Raw genomic sequence first — 17,047 nt, 5'->3', positions numbered from 1 at the left:
GCTACTGCGTGCGCTGCTGCCGCCATTCGCGCGGCGAGCAGCCGAATCGCTCCTTGAACGCGCGGCTGAAATGCGCCGCGTCGTTGAATCCCCTGCCATAGGCGATGTCGGCCACGGGGCGGCCCGCAAGGCGCGGCTCCAGCAGGTCGCGGCTGCATGCCTCCAGCCTGCGCTCCCAGATGTACTGCGAGGGCGTGAGCGGCTCGCTCTTGAACACGCGGTGGATGTGGCTCACCGACACCCCCAGCCCGGTCGCCAGCGTGCTCACCGAGAGTGACGGATCGGCCAGCTGCTCGTCGATGCGCCGCTTCACGCGCGCGAGATGGTAAGCCGCCAGATTGCTGAGCGAAGGCGCGCTCGCCGCCGGCAGGGTCTGCAGCCCCGCCACCAGGATGTTCTGCACGCCGTTGGCCACCGCGAGAGCCGAGGCCGGCTGCAGCGTGTCGATGTCCTCGCGCAGCGTGCGGATCATGCCCAGCAGCAGATGCCCCGCGCCCTCACGGCCTGAAACGGTGGTGGCCGTGAGCGCCTGTGTATCGCGCAGCTCGCTGCGCAGGCGCTCGCCGGGCAGCTTGAGCACGATCTGCTCGAAAGACTGGTCGAAGAGCAACTGGTAGGGCCGCGTGCTGTCGTACAGCGCGAAGTCGCCGGCAGACAGCACCGCGTCGCGGCCGTCCTGCCTCACCACGCCCTGGCCGCGCGCCTGGATGCTCACGAGGAAGTAGTCGTCGCTGGAATGCGAGATGTGCCCCGGCGTGCGCATCACCTTCTGCGGGCCCGAGGTGACGACCGACACGTCGAGCCCGGGCAGCGTGTGCTGGCGGATGCTGCCTTCGAAATCGCCGGCTTCGCCCTCGCGCACCGGGTCGCAGCCGAGCTGCACGTAGACGTTGCAGATCATGTCGGTCCAGTAGGCGAGCCGCTGGTCGCGCGGGACGGCGTCGGTGCTGAGCAGCTGGGTCATGGAGATTCCTCGGAAGGCCTGGGCAACGAACGGATGCAACGCTGGAACAAGAACGCCGCCAAACCGGGTCAAGGCGTTCAGGCGGCGCGAATCTACGCTTCAAGCAACCCGCATGCCACAGCGCAAACCCGGTGCCTGCGGACCACGCCTCGTTACTTTCATTGCATCTGGAGAAGCCTCATGCCGACCACCGTCCACCCCAAGCTGCGCGTTGCCGCAGTGCAGGCCGCCCCCGTGTTCCTCGACCTCGACGGCACCGTCGACAAAACCATCGACCTCATGACGCAGGCCGCGAAACAGGGCGTGAAGCTCATCGCCTTTCCCGAGACCTGGGTGCCCGGCTACCCGTGGTGGATCTGGCTCGATTCGCCGGCCTGGGGCATGCAGTTCGTGCAGCGCTACCACGACAACTCGCTGGTCGTCGGCTCGGCCGAGTTCGACCGCATCAAGGAGGCCGCGCGCAGTCTCGGAATCTGGGTCTCGCTGGGCTACAGCGAGAAGGCCGCCGGCAGCCTCTACATCGCGCAGGCGCTCATCGACGACCAGGGCGAGACGGTGCAGACGCGGCGCAAGCTCAAGCCCACGCATGTGGAGCGCACGGTGTTCGGCGAAGGCGACGGCTCCGACCTCGCCGTGGTCCGCACGCCGCTGGGCAACATCGGCTCGCTCTCGTGCTGGGAGCACCTGCAGCCGCTGAGCAAGTACGCGATGTACTCTCAGAACGAGCAGATCCACTGCGGCGCATGGCCGAGCTTCTCGCTGTACCGTGGTGCGGCCTACGCGCTGGGGCCCGAGGTCAACAATGCCGCGAGCCAGGTCTACGCGGCCGAGGGGCAGTGCTTCGTGGTCGCGCCCTGCGCCACCGTGTCGAAGGCCATGAGCGAGCTGATGTGTACCGACGCCGGCAAGCAGCAGATGCTGCGCACCGGCGGCGGTTATGCGCGCATCTACGCACCCGACGGTTCGCCGCTGGGCGCGCCGCTGGCGGAAGACGAGGAAGGTTTGGTCGTCGCCGACATCGACCTCGGCATGATCCCGCTCGCCAAGGCGGCAGCCGACCCCAGCGGCCACTACTCGCGGCCCGACGTCACGCAGCTGCTGCTGAACAAGACGCGCCGCGAGCCTGTCGTGGTGCAGCAGGCGACGTCGCCGGAGCCCGAAGCCAGCGCGCCTGAAGCGGTCGCAGCCTGAAGCACCGGAGGCACGCCATGGAATCCGCCATCGACGAGCACCTGAAGTGCCCCCGCACGCGGCATCGCCGCGTGGAAGACGACTACGTGCCGCCCTACCCCGTGTGGTCGGCGCGGGCTCCGGTCTCGGTGAAGCAGGTCGTGATGGGCTATTTCGGCGTGCAGTCGCGCGGCCCCGAAATGCAGGGCCGCGCCTGCGCAGCGCTGATGAAGATCGCGCGCGACTTCGCCCTGCCCGACGGCCCCGGCCATCACGACCTGACGCACTACGTCGATGCCGAAGGCTTCGACAACACTTCGACAACATGATCGCCATCGCCTACTGGAGCGATCCCGCCGCCTATGCACGCTGGTGCGCGACGCCCGCGATCGATGCCTGGTGGCGCGCCGAAGAGCGGCTCAAGGAGGGCCTCGGCTACTTCCGCGAGATCGCCTCGCCGCGCGTCGAGCACTTCGAGACCATGTTCAACACGCCCGATCGCTTCGAAGGCGTCGGCGTGGTGATGGGCGGGGTCAGCGGGGAGCTGCAGGAGCACGGTTACTGGGGTTCGATGCGCGACCGCATTGCGCTCTCGCAGACCGATGCGATGGCGCCTTCGGGCACGCGCGCGGTGATCGCGGGCGCGCCGGCGCCGGGGCAGCGCGTGCGCATCGCGGGCCACGAGAACGTCGCGATGATCCGCTCCGGCCAGGAATGGACCGAGACCACCGGCCAGGAACGCACGCTCTATCTGCAGGACATGGAGCCGGTGCTGCGCGAGGGCATGGACTTCCTGCGCGACCAGGGGCTGGGCATCGGCTGCTACAGCAACCGCTACATGCGCCACCTCGACGCGCAGGGCACGCCGCTGCAGAAGTCCTTCGGCCTGAGCTGGTGGCGCTCGCTGGCCGACATGGAGCGCTGGGCCGAGTCGCACCCCACGCACGTCGCGATCTTCGGCAGCTTCATGCGCTACGTGCAGGCGCTGAACTTCCAGCTGCAGCTGCGCGTGTACCACGAGGTGTCGGTGCTCAAGGCCGACGAGCAGAGCTACGAGTACGTCAACTGCCACGCGGGCAGCGGGCTGATGAACGGACTCGCGCCCGCAATAGCTGCGGCCTGAACGCGCTCAGGCCGCGAACAGGCCCTTGTGCTCGGTGCGCAGCAGCGCCTTTTGCACCTTGCCCATGGCGTTGCGCGGCAGCTCGGGCACCACGAAGCAGCGCTTGGGGATCTTGAAGTTGGCGAGCTTCGACTTCAGCTCCGCCACGATGGCGTCGCCGTCGAGCGCAGCGCCCGCCTTGGGAATGACGATGGCCACGCCCACCTCGCCGAAGTCGGGGTGCGGCACGCCGACCACGGCGCTCTCGGCCACGCCGGCCATCTCGTTGATGTAGCCCTCGATCTCGGCGGGGTACACGTTGTAGCCGCCGCTGATGATCAGATCCTTGCTGCGCCCGACGATGGTGATGTAGCCCCGGCCGTCGATCTTGCCCACGTCGCCGGTCTTGAAGAAGCCGTCGGCGGTGAACTCCTCCTTCGTCTTCTCGGGCATGCGCCAGTAGCCCGCGAACACGTTGGGACCGCTGACCTCGATGTTGCCGATCTCGTCGGTGGTGCAGTCGCGCCCGCTGTCGTCGCGCACGCGCAGCTGCACGCCCGGCAGCGCGAAGCCGACGGTGCCGCCGCGTCGCTCGCCCTGCTCCGGCCGGTAGGGGTTGGAGGTGAGCATGACCGTCTCGCTCATGCCGTAGCGCTCCAGGATGGTGTGGCCGGTGCGCTCGCGCCATTCGTCGAAGGTCTCGATGAGCAGCGGCGCCGAGCCCGCGACGAACAGGCGCATGTTGCGCACCGCCTCGCGCGTGAGGCCCGGCTCGGCCAGCAGGCGCACGTACAGCGTGGGCACGCCCATGAACACGGTCGCCTCGGGCAGCTTCTGCACGACGCGCTTCGGGTCGAACTTGGCGAACCACAGGATCTTGCTGCCGTTGAGCAGCGCGCCGTGCAGCGCGACGAACAGGCCGTGCACGTGGAAGATGGGCAGCGCGTGGATCAGCACGTCGCCCTCGGTCCAGCCCCAGTAGTCCTTCAGCACCTCGGCGTTAGACAGCAGGTTGCCGTGCGTGAGCATCGCGCCCTTGCTGCGCCCGGTGGTGCCGCTGGTGTAGAGGATGGCGGCCATGTCGTCGGCCTTGCGCTGCGCAGGCACGTGCTGGTCGCTGCACTGGGCGGCCACGTCGAGCAGCGTGCCGGTGCGGTCGTCGTCCAGCGTGAAGACGTGCTTCGTGCCCGCCGCGGTGGCGATGGGCGCGACCCACGACGCATTGCGGCTGGTGCACACCACCACGGCCGGCTCGGCGTTGCCGATGAAGTACTCGATCTCGGCGCTCTGGTAGGCGGTGTTCAGCGGCAGGAACACATAGCCCGCGCGCAGCGTGGCGAGGTACAGCAGCATGGCCTCGACCGACTTCTCGACCTGCACCGCGATGCGCGCGCCCTTCTCCAGCCCGAGGGCGTCGAGCAGGTTGGCGATCATGGCGCTGGCGCGCTCCAGGTCGCGCCAGGAATAGAACAGGCCGCTGTCGGTTTCGACGGCGATGGCGTCGAGGTCAGCGGGAAAGGCCGCGCGCAGGGCGGCGAACAGGTTGGCGTTGGCGGACTTCTTCATTCGGACGATCGATTGCTTGCTTGGCTTCAGAAATTCGGGGTTCGCTTGGCGAGAAAGGCGGCGATGCCCTCGCGGTGTTCCGCGGAGTCGGCGTAATCGTAGGCCGTGGCGAGTAGGCCGTGGGCCGAGGGAGCGCCGGCACGCAGCGCGGCGAAAGTGGCCTTGTGCAGGCGCGCAGCCTGCGGGGAAAGAGCCGCGATGCGCGCGGCGTGCGACTGCGCGGCCAGCGGCACCTCGTTGTCGGGAAGCACCTGCAGCAGGAAGCCCGCGTCGTAAAGGCGCTGGGCGCCGTGCACACCGGCGGCCAGCAACATGTCGCGCGCGAGCACGTCGCCAATGGCGCCATGCACCAGCGCGGCCTCGCGAGGCGCCATCGGGAAACCGAGCTTGGCGATAGGCGCGCCGAACTTCGCGGAAGTGCCGGCCAGCCGGATGTCGCAGCAGCTCGCGATCTCGATGCCCGCGCCCATGCAGGCGCCCTCGATCTGCGCAACCAGCGGCAGCGGGCAGTCGAGCATCGCCTGCAGCGCGGCCCAGACCTCGTTCTCGTGGAACTCGCGCAGGCTGGGTTCGCTGAAACGGAACGACGGGTACTCCGAAATGTCGCCGCCCGCGCAGAAGGCGCCGCCCTCGCCGCGCACGACGACGCAGCGCAGGGCGCTGTCCGCCTCGCTGCGCAGGCCGTCGAACAGCGCGCGCAGCTCGCGCCACATGGCGCGCGTCATGGCGTTGAGGCGCCCCGGGTTCGACAGCGTGACGAACGCGATGGCGCCATCGCCGTCGCGGCGCAGGGAGATATGGCTTTCAGTCGTCATTCGAGCTTGGCGCCCGAGGCCTTCACCACCGCGGCCCATCGCTTGATCTCGGCGTTCACGAAGCTGCCGTAGGCGGTGGTGGTGAGGTTCGGGATCTCGGAACCGTTCTGGGCCCAGATGGCCTTCAGGTCGTCGGTGGCCAGCGCCTTCTTCATGTCGTCGATGGCGCGGGCCTGCGTGTCGGCCGGCGTGCCCTTGGGCGCCCACAGGCCGTACCAGGTGGTCACGGTGTATTCGGGCAGGCCCACCTCGGCGGCGCAGGGCACGTCGGGGAACGCCGGGTTGCGCTTGGTGCCGGCCACCATCAGCGCCTTGATGCGGCCGCTCTTGATGTGCTGCGCCGAGGAGCCCAGGCCATCGAACATCAGGTCGACGTTGCCCGAGATCAGGTCGGACAGTGCCGGGCCCGCGCCGCGATACGGGATGTGGGTGATGAAGGTGCCGGTCTGGATCTTGAAGAGCTCGCCCGCCAGGTGGTGCGAGGTGCCCGAGCCGGCCGAGCCGTAGTTGAACTTGCCGGGGTTGCGCTTCACCAGGGCAATGAACTCCTGGATGGTGTTGGCCTGCACCCGCTTCGGGTTGATGACCACCACCTGCGGCACGTTGGCCAGCAGCATCAGCGGCACGAAGTCCTTCTCGATGTCGTAGTCGAGCTTCGGATAGATGGACGGAGCGATCGCGTGATGCACCGCGCCCATGAAGAGCGTGTAGCCGTCGGCCGGCGCCTTGGCGGCAATGCTCGCGCCCAGCGTGCCCCCTGCCCCGCCTCGGTTGTCGATCACCAGCGTCTGGCCCGCGACGCGCGAGAACTGCCCCGACAGCGGCCGCGCGAAGGCATCCGTGCCGCCACCGGCCGGGAACGGCACGATCATCGTCACGGGCTTCGTCGGCCAGCCCTGCTGGGCCCGCGCGGCACCGCACAGAACGGCGGCACCGGCGGCGGCCACGCGCAGCACGTCGCGGCGCTGAAAGCTTGGGTTCATTTGTCTCATCTCCTGTGTGTCGTTGTGGATCTTGCCGCCCCGTGCGGCTGCCGGCCTTGGGTACACCGGCTCCTTGCTCTGCTTCGACTTTCTCTTTCGCGGACTTCAGCCTTTTTTGAAATACAGGCTTTCGACGTCTCCCGATACGGCCACCTTACCCTCGGCCAGCCAGGTGCGGTGCTTGTCCAGGCGCTTGAGGTCATAGAGGTAGTTGACCATGAGTCCATAGGACTGCTTGTGCCCCTTGGCCGACGGATCGCCCGCCCAGTTCAGGCGTTCGACGCGCGCGCCGTTGCCCAGGTGGAAGCGCGCCACCGGGTCGGCCGGCGTGCCATCGACCAGCGCGCGGCCAAGGTACTCGGCGGCGGCCTGCATCAGCCACTGGCGCAATGGCGACTTGGCGTCCAGGCTGGCGGCGCCGTCCGCCGCGGCGAGCAGGCGCTCTGCCGTGGGCGGCACCGAGCCGACGAGGCGGCCCAGCTCGGCTTCGCGCTTCTCGTCGATGCGCGGCAGCAGGTCGGCGGCATTCTTCGCCAGCCAGGTGCGAAAACCCGGAATCGGCGAAAGCGTGGCGAAGGTTTTCAGGCGCGGCAGCTCTTCCTGAAGCGTCTCGACCACGCGCTTGATGAGCGAGTCGCCGAAGCTCACGCCGCGCAGGCCGTTCTGCGTGTTGCTGATCGAATAGAAGATCGCGGTGGTGGCCCGGGCAGCCGGCACCGGCACGGCGGTTTCGTCGAGCAGCGGCGTGATGCCGGCGCTGATGCGGTCGACCAGCGCCACCTCGACGAAGATCAGCGGCTCGTTGGGCAGGCGCGGATGGAAGAAGCCGTAGCAGCGGCGGTCGCTGTCGTCGAGCCGGTTCTTCACGTCGGACCAGCTCTTGATGTCGTGCACCGCCTCGTAGCGGATGAGCTTCTCGATCAGCGAAGCCGGCGAATCCCAGTCGATGCGGCGAAGCTCGAGGAAGGCGACGTCGAACCAGGTGGAGAAGAGCTGTTCGAGTTCGGCATCGAGCGCGAGCAGACGCTTGTCGGCCTTCAGGCACGGCAGCAGGTCGGCGCGCAGGTCCACCAGAAAGCGCATGCCCTCGGGCTCGACCGCGAAGCGCTGCAGCAGGCGCATGCGCGGCGACACCAGCGCGCGGCGCAGGCGCAGCTCGGCCTGGCCCTCGTCGGGCGTGCCGACGGCCGCCTGGTGCTGGTCGCGCGCGGTCTTGAGCTTTTGCGCATCGGCGGCGAAATGCTCGCTCATGAGCGCCCAGTAGTCGCGGCGCTCGTCGGGTGTGGCGGCGCGGTAGGCGTCGGCAATGGCATGGGCGCGGCGGCCGCCCTCGACCTCGCTCACGCGCGGGTCGATCACCGCCTGCAGGTCGGCCAGCACGCGGCGCAACGCGCGCGGCGACAGGGCCTCGTCGGCCTTGCGCAGCGTGGCCTGCAGGCGCTCGGCGGTCGGGCGCGCGCTGGGCTTGGGCGCGTTCTTCGGTGCGCTCTTCGCCGCGCCTTCGGGCGCCACGGGCACTTTGGACTTCTCGCCAGAACGCAGCCGCGCCTGGAACCATTCGGTCGCACTCATCGGGGCACTCCAATGCTTGAGGGGGTTGTCACGCTTGTCACGACATCACCCTGGATTTCTGCTGGCGCGCGACCTCGCGCAGCGCCTCGCGCTGGCGGGTCAGGTGCGTGCGCATGGCGGCGTCGGCGCCTTCGCTGTCGCGCGCCTTCAGCGCCGCGAACACGGCCAGGTGCTCCGACAGGCTCTGGTCGAGCCGCCCCGGCGCATGCAGCTGCTGCAGCCGGGCGAGCTTGAGGATCTTGCGCAGGTCGCCGATCACCTGGGCCAGCCACTTGTTGTCGGCCAGCTTGATGATCGCCTCGTGGATGATGTGATTGGTGGCGTAGTAGTCGTTGATGCGCTTGGCCCTGGCGTGGCGCACTAGGCGCTCGTGCAGGGCGTCGAGCTCCTGCAGCTCGGCGTCGCTGGCGTTGCGGGCCGCCTCGTAGGCGCAGCGGCCTTCGAGCAAAGCGATGACGGGGAAGATCTCGTCGAGGTCGCGCTCGGTCACCTCGTTGACGAAGCAGCCGCGCCGCGGCTCGTGCCGCAGCAGGCCTTCGGCGGTGAGCACCTTGAGCGCTTCGCGCAGCGGCGTGCGGGAGATGGAAAGCCGCTCGCACAGCGCCGTTTCATCGACGAAGCTGCCGGGAGCCAGGGAGCCGTCGAAGATCTGCTCGCGCAGCGTGGCGGCGACTTCGTCGTGCAGGGAGTTGGGGACCAGGCGCATGGGATCAGGGCCGCATAATTTCCTGTAATTACGCGTAATTCTGAGCCCGTGCACGGCCAGACGCAAGTGCCGCGCATCGCGTGCGCGGCTGGGACTTACCCTGAAAACTTAGGGCTCAATGAGCCCCTGCGCCCGGAAGCTCAGGCGCGCGCGGTGGCAGCCTTGCCGCCGGTGCGGCCGAACCACAGCCACAGCGCGATGCCCGCGACGATCATCGGGATGCTGAGCCACTGCCCCTGGCTCAGGTCGAGCGCCCGCAGGCCGAGGAAGTCGTCGGGCTCGCGGAAATACTCCGCGACGAAGCGCAGCACGCCGTAGCCGATGAGGAACACAGAAGCCACCTGCCCCTGCTTGCGCTCCTTGCGCGCGTAGAGCCACATCACGACGAAGAGCAGCAGCCCCTCGAGCAGGAACTGGTAGACCTGCGAGGGATGGCGCGGCAGCATTGATCCGCTCTGCGGAAACACCATGCCCCAAGGCAGGTCGGGGCTGCTGAAGCGGCCCCACAGCTCGCCGTTGATGAAATTGCCCACGCGGCCGGCCGCGAGGCCCGTCGGCACGCAGGGCGAGACGAAGTCCATCACCTGCCAGAACGCACGCTTGCGCGAGTACGAGAACCACACCATCGCGCCGATCACGCCGAGCAGCCCGCCGTGGAAGCTCATGCCGCCCTGCCACACGTAGAGGATTTCGAGCGGATGCGTGAGATAGAACTCGGGCTTGTAGAACAGGCAGTAGCCCAGCCGCCCGCCGACGATGACGCCCATCACGCCGAGGAAAAGAATGTCCTCGATGTCCCGGCGTTGCCACACGCCGGCATCCACCAGCCTGCGGAACGGCTCGTGCCGCAAGCGGCGCGTGCCGAGGAAGTAGAACAGCGCAAACGCGGCCAGGTAGGTCAGGCCATACCAGTGGATGGCCACCGGCCCGATTTGCAGGGCGATGGGGTCGATATGCGGATACATGAGCATCCGCGGATTGTGCCCCGGCCCGATGTCGTGGCCGGGTCGGGGCTTTTAGGAGATTCGAGGGGCGTTCAGGCCGCCGGTCAGCGCCCGAATTTCCACCACAGCAGCCCCGCCACCACGGCCGGCACCGCGAAGATCAGCAGGAAGATCGGCAGCTCCTCGGCCACCGAATACCCGGCCTTGATCACGCCCACGGCCATGTTGATGCCCGCGCCGACGAACCACGCCGGAATGAACCACTTGGCCGCGACGGCCAGCGCCGCCGAGGAGCCATCGCCGAGCAGGCGCCCGGCCAGCAGGAACACCACCAGCAGCACGAAGCCGCCGCCCATCACCATGATCGTGTGCATGTCGTTTTCCTCCTGGCGGCATCTTGCCCGATCAACGCGTGGTGTAGCCGCCGTTCGCGAAGATCGTCTGCCCGGTGATCCACCAGCCCTCGGTGACCAGGAAGCGCACGATGGGCGCGATGTCCTCGATGTCGGTCAGGCCCTTCTTCGAGAACTTGCTGAGCGCGGCGGCGCTGCTGTGGTACTCCACGGCCTCCTTGCTTTCCTGTCCATAGAAGAACGGCGTGTCCATGGGGCCGGGACCGATGGCGTTGACCGAGATGCCGCGTTCGCCGAACTCCTTGGACGCAGCGCGCGTGTAGTGCTCCACCGCCGCCTTCGAGCCCGGGTAGATCGCATAGAACGGCGTGTAGGCCGCCAGCAGCGAGCTCACCAGGGTGACGATGCTGCCGCCGTCGGCCATCGTGCGGCCGGCCTGCTGGATGAAGAAGAAGGCGGCCTTGGCGTTGGCGTCGAAGCTCTTGTCGTAGTCGGCCTCGGTGACATCGAGGATCGGCTTCTTGATGACCACGCCGGCCGTGTTGATCGCGATGTCGACCTGGCCGAAGTGCTTCACCGCCTTGTCGAACAGGCCGACGCAGTTCTCGACCTTCGAGAGGTCGCCCTGCACCAGCAGCGTGTCGGCGCCCTTCGCCTTGAGTTCGGCGGCGGTCTTCTCGGCATCGGCGCGCGAGGCGTCGCTGTTGTAGTGGATGGCGATGCCGCGGGCGCCACCGTCGACCAGCTGGTGGCCGATGAGGGCGCCGAGGTTCTTGCCGCCGCCAGCGATGACGGCGACTTTGTTCTTGAGCGTACGTGCGGACATGGAATGAACTCCTTGGTTGAAGCGTGGATGTGTGACTGGAGCGGCCAGTCTATTGATCGGCATCGGACAGATAAATAGAACATCCAGCGCTAGACTGTTCAGGATTTCACGAACAATCCACACTCCTTCCATCCCCTCTTCTTCAATGGACCGCATCGACCTCCTCCAGGTCTTCGTTCGCGTGGCCGAAACCGGCAGCTTCACGCGCGCAGCCGACCGCCTGGGCCTGCCGCGCGCAAGCGTCTCCACTGCAGTGCAGCAGCTCGAAACCCGCCTCGGCTCCCGCCTGCTGCACCGGACCACGCGCCGCGTCGGCCTCACGCCCGACGGCGAGGTGATGCTGGAGCGCGCCCGCGCGCTGGTGGCCGACATGGAGGACATGGAGCAGCAGTTCCTGCCCGCGCGCGGCCAAGTGAGCGGGCGGTTGAAGGTCGACGTGCCCAGCCGTATCGCGCGACGCCTGATCGCACCTGCGCTGCCGGGCTTCTTCGCGCTCCACCCGGCCATCGAACTGGAACTCGGCTCCAGCGACCGCGCCGTCGATCTCGTGCTCGAAGGCATCGACTGCGCGCTGCGCGTCGGCCCCCTGGCCAACAGCAGCCTGGTGGCACGGCCCCTGGGACATTTCACGCTGATCAACTGCGCGAGCCCCGCTTACCTGGAGCGCCACGGCACGCCGCGCACCCCGGCCGACTTGCCGGATCATGTGGCCGTCAACTACGCCTCGCCGACCAGCGGCCGCGCCGCGCCATGGGAATGGCTGCGCGACGGCGAAACCTCCACCCTGCGCATGCGCAGCCAGGTGGCGGCGAACAACGCCGAGACCTACATCGCCTGCGCGCTGGCCGGGCTGGGCCTGATCCAGATCCCGGCATACGACGTGCGCGAGCACCTGGCGGCAGGCGAACTGGTGGAAGTGCTGCCCGACGCGCGCGCCGAGCCGCTGCCGGTGCAGCTGGTGTATCCGCATCGGCGCAACCTGTCGCGGCGCATGCAGGCTTTCGTAGGCTGGCTTGAAGCGGTGCTGGCAGATGCGCTCGACAAGCCGGCCCACCCCGCCGGCGGACGCACCCGCAAGGCCCGCTAATCCTCCTGAGCCTCCTACCGGCTCTTCGAACCTGCACCCCGCTCGCGCACGAAGGCAATGAAGCGTTCGAGCGCCGGATTGGCCGTGCCCTCTGGCCACACCAGGCTGGTTTCGCACCCGGGCAGCTCCGGCGCACTGCGCCGCCGCGCGGCCGGCGCGAACTCCTCGGCGCGGCGATACACCACGCCCGCCCGACGGAACTGCGTGACGCTCTCGGGCACCCAGGCTACGCCGATGCCGCCCGAGACGAGGTTCACGATGGTCTGCATCTGGATCGCCTCCTGCCCGAGCTGCGGCGTGCGGCCGGCCGCGTGGTACAGGGCGAAGATGGCATCGTGCAGCGACGGCACGATGCGGCGCGGGAAGATCACCAGCGGCTCGGCCAGCACGTCGGCCAGCAGCAGCTTGCCGGTGCGCGCGAGCGCGTGACGCTCGGGCAGCGCCAGCACCAGCGGTTCCTCCGACACGGCAAGGCGCGCCAGCCCCGGCGGCGCGGCGCCGGGCGAATGCAGCATCAGGCCGGCGTCGATCTCGCCGCGCGCGAAGGCTTCGAGCTGCACGTCGCCCGTGGCTTCGACCAGCTCCAGCGCCACCTCGGGGCACAGCACGCGGAATTCGCGCACCCAGGCGGGCAACTGCTCGAAACCCACCGTCGAGACGAAGCCGATGCGCACGCGGCCCACCTGCCCCGCTGCGGCTGCGCGAGCCCGCCCAGGCAGGGCCTGTGCGCGCGCCAGAAGCTCCCGCACGTCGGGCAGCAGCGCCTCGCCGGCCGGCGTGAGCGCCACGCGCCGGCGGGTGCGGTCGAACAGCACCACGCCCAGCGTCTTCTCGAGCTGGGCAATGGCCTGGGTGACCGGCGGCTGGGTCATGTGCAGCCGCAGCGCGGCGCGGCCGAAGTGCAGCTCCTCGGCCACGGCGACGAACTGGCGCCAGGCGCGCAGGTCGATCAGTGCTTCATTCATATGCCAAGCATATCAATCAGCGATTGAAAATGGATTGGAAGCAATCAATCAGAAGTCCGATACTTGGGCTCCCCCGATCTCCCCCACGACAGAAGAGACACCATGGACACCAAGCCAATCCAGATCAACCGCCGCAGCGCCAACATCGTCGAAGGCAAGAGCCGCGCTCCCAACCGCTCGATGTTCTACGCCATGGGCTACCAGGAAGGCGACTTCAAGAAGCCGATGGTCGGCGTCGCCAACGGCCACAGCACCATCACGCCCTGCAACTCGGGCCTGCAGAAGCTGGCCGACGCGGCCATCGCCGGCATCGAGGAAGCCGGCGGCAACGCGCAGGTGTTCGGCACGCCCACCATCTCCGACGGCATGGCCATGGGCACCGAGGGCATGAAGTACTCGCTGGTCAGCCGCGAAGTCATCTCCGACTGCATCGAGACCTGCGTGGGCGGCCAGTGGATGGACGGTGTGCTGGTGGTCGGCGGCTGCGACAAGAACATGCCCGGCGGCCTGATGGGCATGCTGCGCGCCAACGTGCCGGCCATCTACGTGTACGGCGGCACCATCCTGCCGGGCCGCTACAAGGGCCAGGACCTGAACATCGTGAGCGTGTTCGAAGCCGTGGGCCAGAACGCCGCCGGCAACATGAGCGACGAAGACCTGCTCGAGATCGAAAAGCGCGCCATCCCCGGCACCGGCTCGTGCGGCGGCATGTACACGGCCAACACCATGTCGAGCGCGTTCGAGGCACTGGGCATCTCGCTGCCCTACTCCTCGACCATGGCCAACCCGCATGACGAGAAGGCCAACTCGGCCAAGGAGTCGGCCAAGGTGCTGATCGAGGCCATCAAGAAGGACCTGAAGCCGCGCGACATCGTGACCAAGAAGGCCATCGAGAACGCGGTCGCGGTCATCATGGCCACCGGCGGCTCGACCAACGCGGTGCTGCACTTCCTGGCGATCGCGCACGCGGCGGGCGTGGAATGGACCATCGACGACTTCGAGCGCATGCGCAAGAAGGTCCCGGTGATCTGCGACCTGAAGCCCTCGGGCAAGTACCTCGCGGTCGACCTGCACCAGGCCGGCGGCATCCCGCAGGTGATGAAGGTGCTGCTGAACGCGGGCCTGCTGCACGGCGACTGCATCACCATCAGCGGCCAGACCATCGCCGAGGTGCTGAAGGACGTGCCGGACGTGCCGCGCGCCGACCAGGACGTGATCCGCACCATCGACAACCCGATGTACGAAGAAGGCCACCTCGCGATCCTGAAGGGCAACCTGTCGCCCGAAGGCGCGGTCGCCAAGATCACCGGCCTGAAGAACCCGGTCATCACCGGTCCGGCACGCGTGTTCGACGACGAGCAGTCGGCGCTGAAGGCCATCCTCGACGGCAAGATCAAGGCCGGTGACGTGATGGTGCTGCGCTACCTCGGCCCCAAGGGCGGCCCGGGCATGCCCGAGATGCTGGCGCCGACCGGCGCGCTGATCGGCGCGGGCCTCGGCGAGAGCGTGGGCCTCATTACCGACGGCCGCTTCTCGGGCGGCACCTGGGGCATGGTGGTGGGCCACGTCGCGCCCGAAGCGGCTGCCGGCGGCACCATCGCCTTCGTGAACGAGGGCGACTCGATCACCATCGATGCGCACCAGCTCAAGCTCGAACTGAACGTGCCCGAAGCCGAGATCGCCAAGCGCCGCGAAGGCTGGAAGGCACCGGCCCCACGCTACACGCGCGGCGTGCAGGCGAAGTTCGCGTTCAACGCATCGAGCGCCAGCTCGGGCGCTGTGCTCGACAAGTTCTGAGATCGGTCGATCAGGCCATCATCCACACGCCGTAGCCAAAGGCCAGAAACCCGAGGCCCACGATCGCGAGGATGCTGCGCGACTGGAAATCCATCGCCGGCGGCAGGCTCTGCACGAGAAAGTGCAGGATCGCGCCGGCGCCGATGGTCATGAAGCCCGCGCCGAACTGCTTCATCGGGCTCGGGTCCGGGTAGAGAAACACGAGCGCGAAGCCGGCCAGGAAGACGAGGTTGGCGAGCACCGTGCCACGCGTGCGCCAGCGCTTCTGCCCGGGCGTGGGCTCGCGCAACTCCGGCCGTACGCCAGCGCCCTGCTTCTCGCGCGCTTCCCTGCGCGCCATGCCGACAAAGAACAGGCCGAACATCATGGGAAAGGCGCCGAAGATGCCGAGCCCCCAGACGCCGCCCCACATGTTCTGGAAGTCGGCCACCAGCGCCTGCGAGGGGTCGGCCACGCGATAGCGCACCTCCACCGGATCACCCCACTCCTTGCCCGACAGGCCGCCGCCCAGCCCCTTGACGCGGCGCTTCTGTCCATCCGGCGTGACGTATTCGACGATGGGCGCGCGCGAAACCGTGGTGCGCCCTTTGCTGTCCTTGCTCTGTTCGTCGACGAACTCGAGGAGGCTGCCCTGCACGCTGGCGGTGCCGGCGATCGACTGGTAGCGGTTCCAGCCGAGAGATGCCGCGCCGTACAGGCCGGCGCAGCCGATGAGCAAGGCGCCCACGCCCACACCCCAGAAGAAATTCTTGAGCCACCCCACGAGCCCGCCGACGGCCGGGCCGAGCAGCAGCGAAAGTCCGAAGACGATCAGCGCGCGGGTGGTGGCTTCCTCGTCCATGGCACGTCTGCTCGATGCATGCGGTGCGGGGACTTCGGCCGCTGGGAGAAGAAGCGCCTCGGAAACGGCTCAGCGGCGCGGGCGTTGCCCGTTGCTGGTCTTCATGCCCATGTTGTTCTTCTGGCGGTCGATGCGCGCCTGCTTGCGCCGTTCTTCCCGCTCGATGACCTTGCGCTTGGTGTAGCCCGACGAATCGGCCCAGGCCCACCATGCGACGGCCAGCGCGAACGGCGACAGCACGATCCACCAGCTCCATGTGGCGACCATGCCGATCTCGAAATATTTCAGGGCCAGAGCAAGCAGGCCCAATCCCAGAAACCACATCGCGAATCCCTCAGGGTTGTATTGGCAACGCATCCGGCGCCGTGCACGGCGCTACCTACAATCGCGTTGAGACGAATGTAACTCAGCCTTTAACAATTACACCCCATGAAAAGAGTCTTGCTGCCGGCAGTCCTGGGCCTCGGCCTCACTGCACTCGCCGCGCCCGCCTTCGCCGACCTGGCGCTGGCGACCTCGAAGAACTGCATGAGCTGCCACGCGGTCGAGCGCAAGGTGCTCGGCCCCTCGTTCAAGGACGTGGCTGCCAAGTACAAGGACGACAAGGGCGCCGTCGACACCCTCGCCAACAAGATCATGAAGGGCGGCTCCGGCGTGTGGGGACCGGTGCCGATGCCCGCGAACAACCAGGTCAGCGAAGCCGACGCAAAGAAGCTCGCGGCCTGGGTGCTGTCGACGAAATAAGCCCTCCTTCAAGCCCTCCTTCGGGCATCGACATCACGCCTGTGGGTTGATGTCCACCGGCACAGGACGACGCTCGATGCGGTCCTCGAGCTGGCCGATGTGTGCGGCCATGGTGTTGTCGGTCTGGTCGGAGCGCAGGCGGATCGCCGTTTCGAGCTGCTCCAGACGGGCCAGGACAGCCGACTGGCGGTCGGCGTTCTGCGCCATGTGCTTGTTTTCCTGCGCCTCCAGGAAGTTGCGCAGCTCGGTGAAGCGCGAAGCCTCCGCCTTGTCGGCGAGGTCGCGCTGGGCCTGCATTTCCTTGGCGTGGCGCTTGGTGTCGATCAGCACCGAGCTGTGCAGGTACAGCACGTAGACGAGGAAGAAGGCCGCCAGCACCGTGGTCAGCCCCAGCATGATGAGGCCCAGCGGCGCCGAGACGGTCATGAAGCCCAGCCACACGTCGGTGGGCGTGGCCAGCGTGCCCCAGTTGAGCGCGGCAAGCGCCACGATCAGCAGCACGACGACGAAAAGAAAAGCGGATCTCACGCCCATTGGGGCCTCCTTCGGAAAGATCGAACACATGGGAACCCGCGCGCTTCGAGGCGCGCGGTGATCCGATGGTTTTACCTC

Annotated in this window: 17 protein-coding genes and 1 pseudogene; 5 read left to right on the top strand and 13 right to left on the bottom strand. The window is 67.9% G+C overall.

The annotated features are described in order from the left end of the window. Position 1: 1 nt before the first annotated feature. A complete protein-coding gene (locus tag AC1VNX_RS15865; RefSeq protein ID WP_483157553.1) occupies positions 2-964 on the bottom strand; it encodes an AraC-like ligand-binding domain-containing protein in 963 nt (320 codons plus the stop codon). A gap of 180 nt (positions 965-1,144) precedes the next feature. On the opposite strand from AC1VNX_RS15865, the gene AC1VNX_RS15860 reads away from it, so the two are divergent. Both AC1VNX_RS15860 and AC1VNX_RS15855 read left to right on the top strand, forming a co-directional pair. Further along, on the top strand, positions 1,145-2,155 hold the full coding sequence (locus AC1VNX_RS15860) for a carbon-nitrogen hydrolase family protein (RefSeq protein ID WP_483157552.1): 1,011 nt from the start codon (positions 1,145-1,147) through the stop codon (positions 2,153-2,155). Positions 2,156-2,172: 17 nt separating this feature from the next. Then, positions 2,173-3,257 (top strand): annotated as a pseudogene (locus AC1VNX_RS15855) (phenylacetaldoxime dehydratase family protein). A 6-nt stretch (positions 3,258-3,263) separates the two neighbouring features. Here AC1VNX_RS15855 and AC1VNX_RS15850 read toward each other — a convergent pair. The 8 genes from AC1VNX_RS15850 to AC1VNX_RS15815 all read right to left on the bottom strand — a co-directional run bounded on the left by AC1VNX_RS15850 (position 3,264) and on the right by AC1VNX_RS15815 (position 11,001). Further along, the gene (locus AC1VNX_RS15850; RefSeq protein WP_483157551.1) at positions 3,264-4,802 is read right to left on the bottom strand and encodes a malonate--CoA ligase; all 1,539 of its coding nucleotides are present in this window, start codon (positions 4,800-4,802) and stop codon (positions 3,264-3,266) included. A gap of 26 nt (positions 4,803-4,828) precedes the next feature. Continuing rightward, complete coding sequence (locus AC1VNX_RS15845) at positions 4,829-5,617, bottom strand: enoyl-CoA hydratase/isomerase family protein (protein WP_483157550.1); 789 nt, start codon at positions 5,615-5,617, stop codon at positions 4,829-4,831. Further along, a complete protein-coding gene (locus AC1VNX_RS15840) occupies positions 5,614-6,600 on the bottom strand; it encodes a Bug family tripartite tricarboxylate transporter substrate binding protein (protein ID WP_483157549.1) in 987 nt (328 codons plus the stop codon). Before AC1VNX_RS15840 ends, AC1VNX_RS15845 begins: the two co-directional genes overlap by 4 nt. A 105-nt stretch (positions 6,601-6,705) precedes the next feature. Further along, complete coding sequence (locus tag AC1VNX_RS15835; RefSeq protein WP_483157548.1) at positions 6,706-8,172, bottom strand: malonyl-CoA decarboxylase; 1,467 nt, start codon at positions 8,170-8,172, stop codon at positions 6,706-6,708. A 37-nt stretch (positions 8,173-8,209) separates the two neighbouring features. Next, complete coding sequence (locus tag AC1VNX_RS15830; protein WP_184637460.1) at positions 8,210-8,878, bottom strand: GntR family transcriptional regulator; 669 nt, start codon at positions 8,876-8,878, stop codon at positions 8,210-8,212. Between the two features lie 140 nt (positions 8,879-9,018). After that, entirely contained in the window at positions 9,019-9,849 is an 831-nt protein-coding gene (lgt, locus tag AC1VNX_RS15825; RefSeq protein WP_483157547.1) for a prolipoprotein diacylglyceryl transferase, read from the bottom strand. Between the two features lie 77 nt (positions 9,850-9,926). Then, positions 9,927-10,196, bottom strand: coding sequence for a hypothetical protein (locus tag AC1VNX_RS15820; protein WP_483157546.1), 270 nt, complete (start codon positions 10,194-10,196; stop codon positions 9,927-9,929). 31 nt (positions 10,197-10,227) lie between these two features. After that, the gene (locus tag AC1VNX_RS15815; protein WP_483157545.1) at positions 10,228-11,001 is read right to left on the bottom strand and encodes an SDR family oxidoreductase; all 774 of its coding nucleotides are present in this window, start codon (positions 10,999-11,001) and stop codon (positions 10,228-10,230) included. Between the two features lie 145 nt (positions 11,002-11,146). Between AC1VNX_RS15815 and AC1VNX_RS15810 the strand changes: the two genes are divergently transcribed. Continuing rightward, positions 11,147-12,088 carry a LysR family transcriptional regulator gene (locus AC1VNX_RS15810; protein WP_483157544.1) on the top strand — a complete coding sequence of 314 codons (942 nt, stop codon included), beginning with the start codon at positions 11,147-11,149 and terminating at the stop codon, positions 12,086-12,088. Positions 12,089-12,102: 14 nt separating this feature from the next. Here AC1VNX_RS15810 and AC1VNX_RS15805 read toward each other — a convergent pair whose 3' ends face one another. Further along, complete coding sequence (locus AC1VNX_RS15805) at positions 12,103-13,053, bottom strand: LysR family transcriptional regulator (RefSeq protein WP_483157543.1); 951 nt, start codon at positions 13,051-13,053, stop codon at positions 12,103-12,105. Between the two features lie 102 nt (positions 13,054-13,155). Between AC1VNX_RS15805 and ilvD the strand changes: the two genes are divergently transcribed. Next, positions 13,156-14,850: a dihydroxy-acid dehydratase gene (gene ilvD / locus AC1VNX_RS15800; RefSeq protein ID WP_483157542.1), complete on the top strand. Its 1,695-nt coding sequence runs from the start codon at positions 13,156-13,158 to the stop codon at positions 14,848-14,850. A 10-nt stretch (positions 14,851-14,860) separates the two neighbouring features. Here the strand turns inward: ilvD and AC1VNX_RS15795 are convergent, their stop codons facing one another. Continuing rightward, positions 14,861-15,691: a DUF3592 domain-containing protein gene (locus AC1VNX_RS15795; RefSeq protein WP_483157541.1), complete on the bottom strand. Its 831-nt coding sequence runs from the start codon at positions 15,689-15,691 to the stop codon at positions 14,861-14,863. Positions 15,692-15,760: 69 nt separating this feature from the next. Continuing rightward, positions 15,761-16,015, bottom strand: coding sequence for a TIGR04438 family Trp-rich protein (locus tag AC1VNX_RS15790; protein WP_483157540.1), 255 nt, complete (start codon positions 16,013-16,015; stop codon positions 15,761-15,763). Between the two features lie 105 nt (positions 16,016-16,120). On the opposite strand from AC1VNX_RS15790, the gene AC1VNX_RS15785 reads away from it, so the two are divergent. Then, on the top strand, positions 16,121-16,435 hold the full coding sequence (locus AC1VNX_RS15785; RefSeq protein WP_176666610.1) for a c-type cytochrome: 315 nt from the start codon (positions 16,121-16,123) through the stop codon (positions 16,433-16,435). Between the two features lie 33 nt (positions 16,436-16,468). On the opposite strand, the gene AC1VNX_RS15780 is transcribed toward AC1VNX_RS15785, so the two are convergent. Beyond that, positions 16,469-16,969, bottom strand: coding sequence for a DUF485 domain-containing protein (locus tag AC1VNX_RS15780; protein ID WP_483157539.1), 501 nt, complete (start codon positions 16,967-16,969; stop codon positions 16,469-16,471). Between the last annotated feature and the right edge of the window lie 78 nt (positions 16,970-17,047).

Source organism: Variovorax sp. TLI9-5A (genome assembly GCF_056867935.1).
Note: the sequence above shows the minus strand (reverse complement) of the source record. Positions and strands in the feature narration are given on the sequence as shown.

Coding starts and splice junctions, on each gene's coding strand:
- AC1VNX_RS15810 (WP_483157544.1), top strand. CDS start 11,147: ATGGACCGCATCGACCTCCTCCAGGTCTTCGTTCGCGTGGCCGAAACC.
- AC1VNX_RS15790 (WP_483157540.1), bottom strand. CDS start 16,015: ATGTGGTTTCTGGGATTGGGCCTGCTTGCTCTGGCCCTGAAATATTTC.
- lgt (WP_483157547.1), bottom strand. CDS start 9,849: ATGCTCATGTATCCGCATATCGACCCCATCGCCCTGCAAATCGGGCCG.
- AC1VNX_RS15780 (WP_483157539.1), bottom strand. CDS start 16,969: ATGGGCGTGAGATCCGCTTTTCTTTTCGTCGTCGTGCTGCTGATCGTG.
- AC1VNX_RS15840 (WP_483157549.1), bottom strand. CDS start 6,600: ATGAACCCAAGCTTTCAGCGCCGCGACGTGCTGCGCGTGGCCGCCGCC.
- AC1VNX_RS15795 (WP_483157541.1), bottom strand. CDS start 15,691: ATGGACGAGGAAGCCACCACCCGCGCGCTGATCGTCTTCGGACTTTCG.
- AC1VNX_RS15860 (WP_483157552.1), top strand. CDS start 1,145: ATGCCGACCACCGTCCACCCCAAGCTGCGCGTTGCCGCAGTGCAGGCC.
- AC1VNX_RS15850 (WP_483157551.1), bottom strand. CDS start 4,802: ATGAAGAAGTCCGCCAACGCCAACCTGTTCGCCGCCCTGCGCGCGGCC.
- AC1VNX_RS15805 (WP_483157543.1), bottom strand. CDS start 13,053: ATGAATGAAGCACTGATCGACCTGCGCGCCTGGCGCCAGTTCGTCGCC.
- AC1VNX_RS15865 (WP_483157553.1), bottom strand. CDS start 964: ATGACCCAGCTGCTCAGCACCGACGCCGTCCCGCGCGACCAGCGGCTC.
- AC1VNX_RS15835 (WP_483157548.1), bottom strand. CDS start 8,172: ATGAGTGCGACCGAATGGTTCCAGGCGCGGCTGCGTTCTGGCGAGAAG.
- AC1VNX_RS15830 (WP_184637460.1), bottom strand. CDS start 8,878: ATGCGCCTGGTCCCCAACTCCCTGCACGACGAAGTCGCCGCCACGCTG.
- AC1VNX_RS15815 (WP_483157545.1), bottom strand. CDS start 11,001: ATGTCCGCACGTACGCTCAAGAACAAAGTCGCCGTCATCGCTGGCGGC.
- ilvD (WP_483157542.1), top strand. CDS start 13,156: ATGGACACCAAGCCAATCCAGATCAACCGCCGCAGCGCCAACATCGTC.
- AC1VNX_RS15820 (WP_483157546.1), bottom strand. CDS start 10,196: ATGCACACGATCATGGTGATGGGCGGCGGCTTCGTGCTGCTGGTGGTG.
- AC1VNX_RS15785 (WP_176666610.1), top strand. CDS start 16,121: ATGAAAAGAGTCTTGCTGCCGGCAGTCCTGGGCCTCGGCCTCACTGCA.
- AC1VNX_RS15845 (WP_483157550.1), bottom strand. CDS start 5,617: ATGACGACTGAAAGCCATATCTCCCTGCGCCGCGACGGCGATGGCGCC.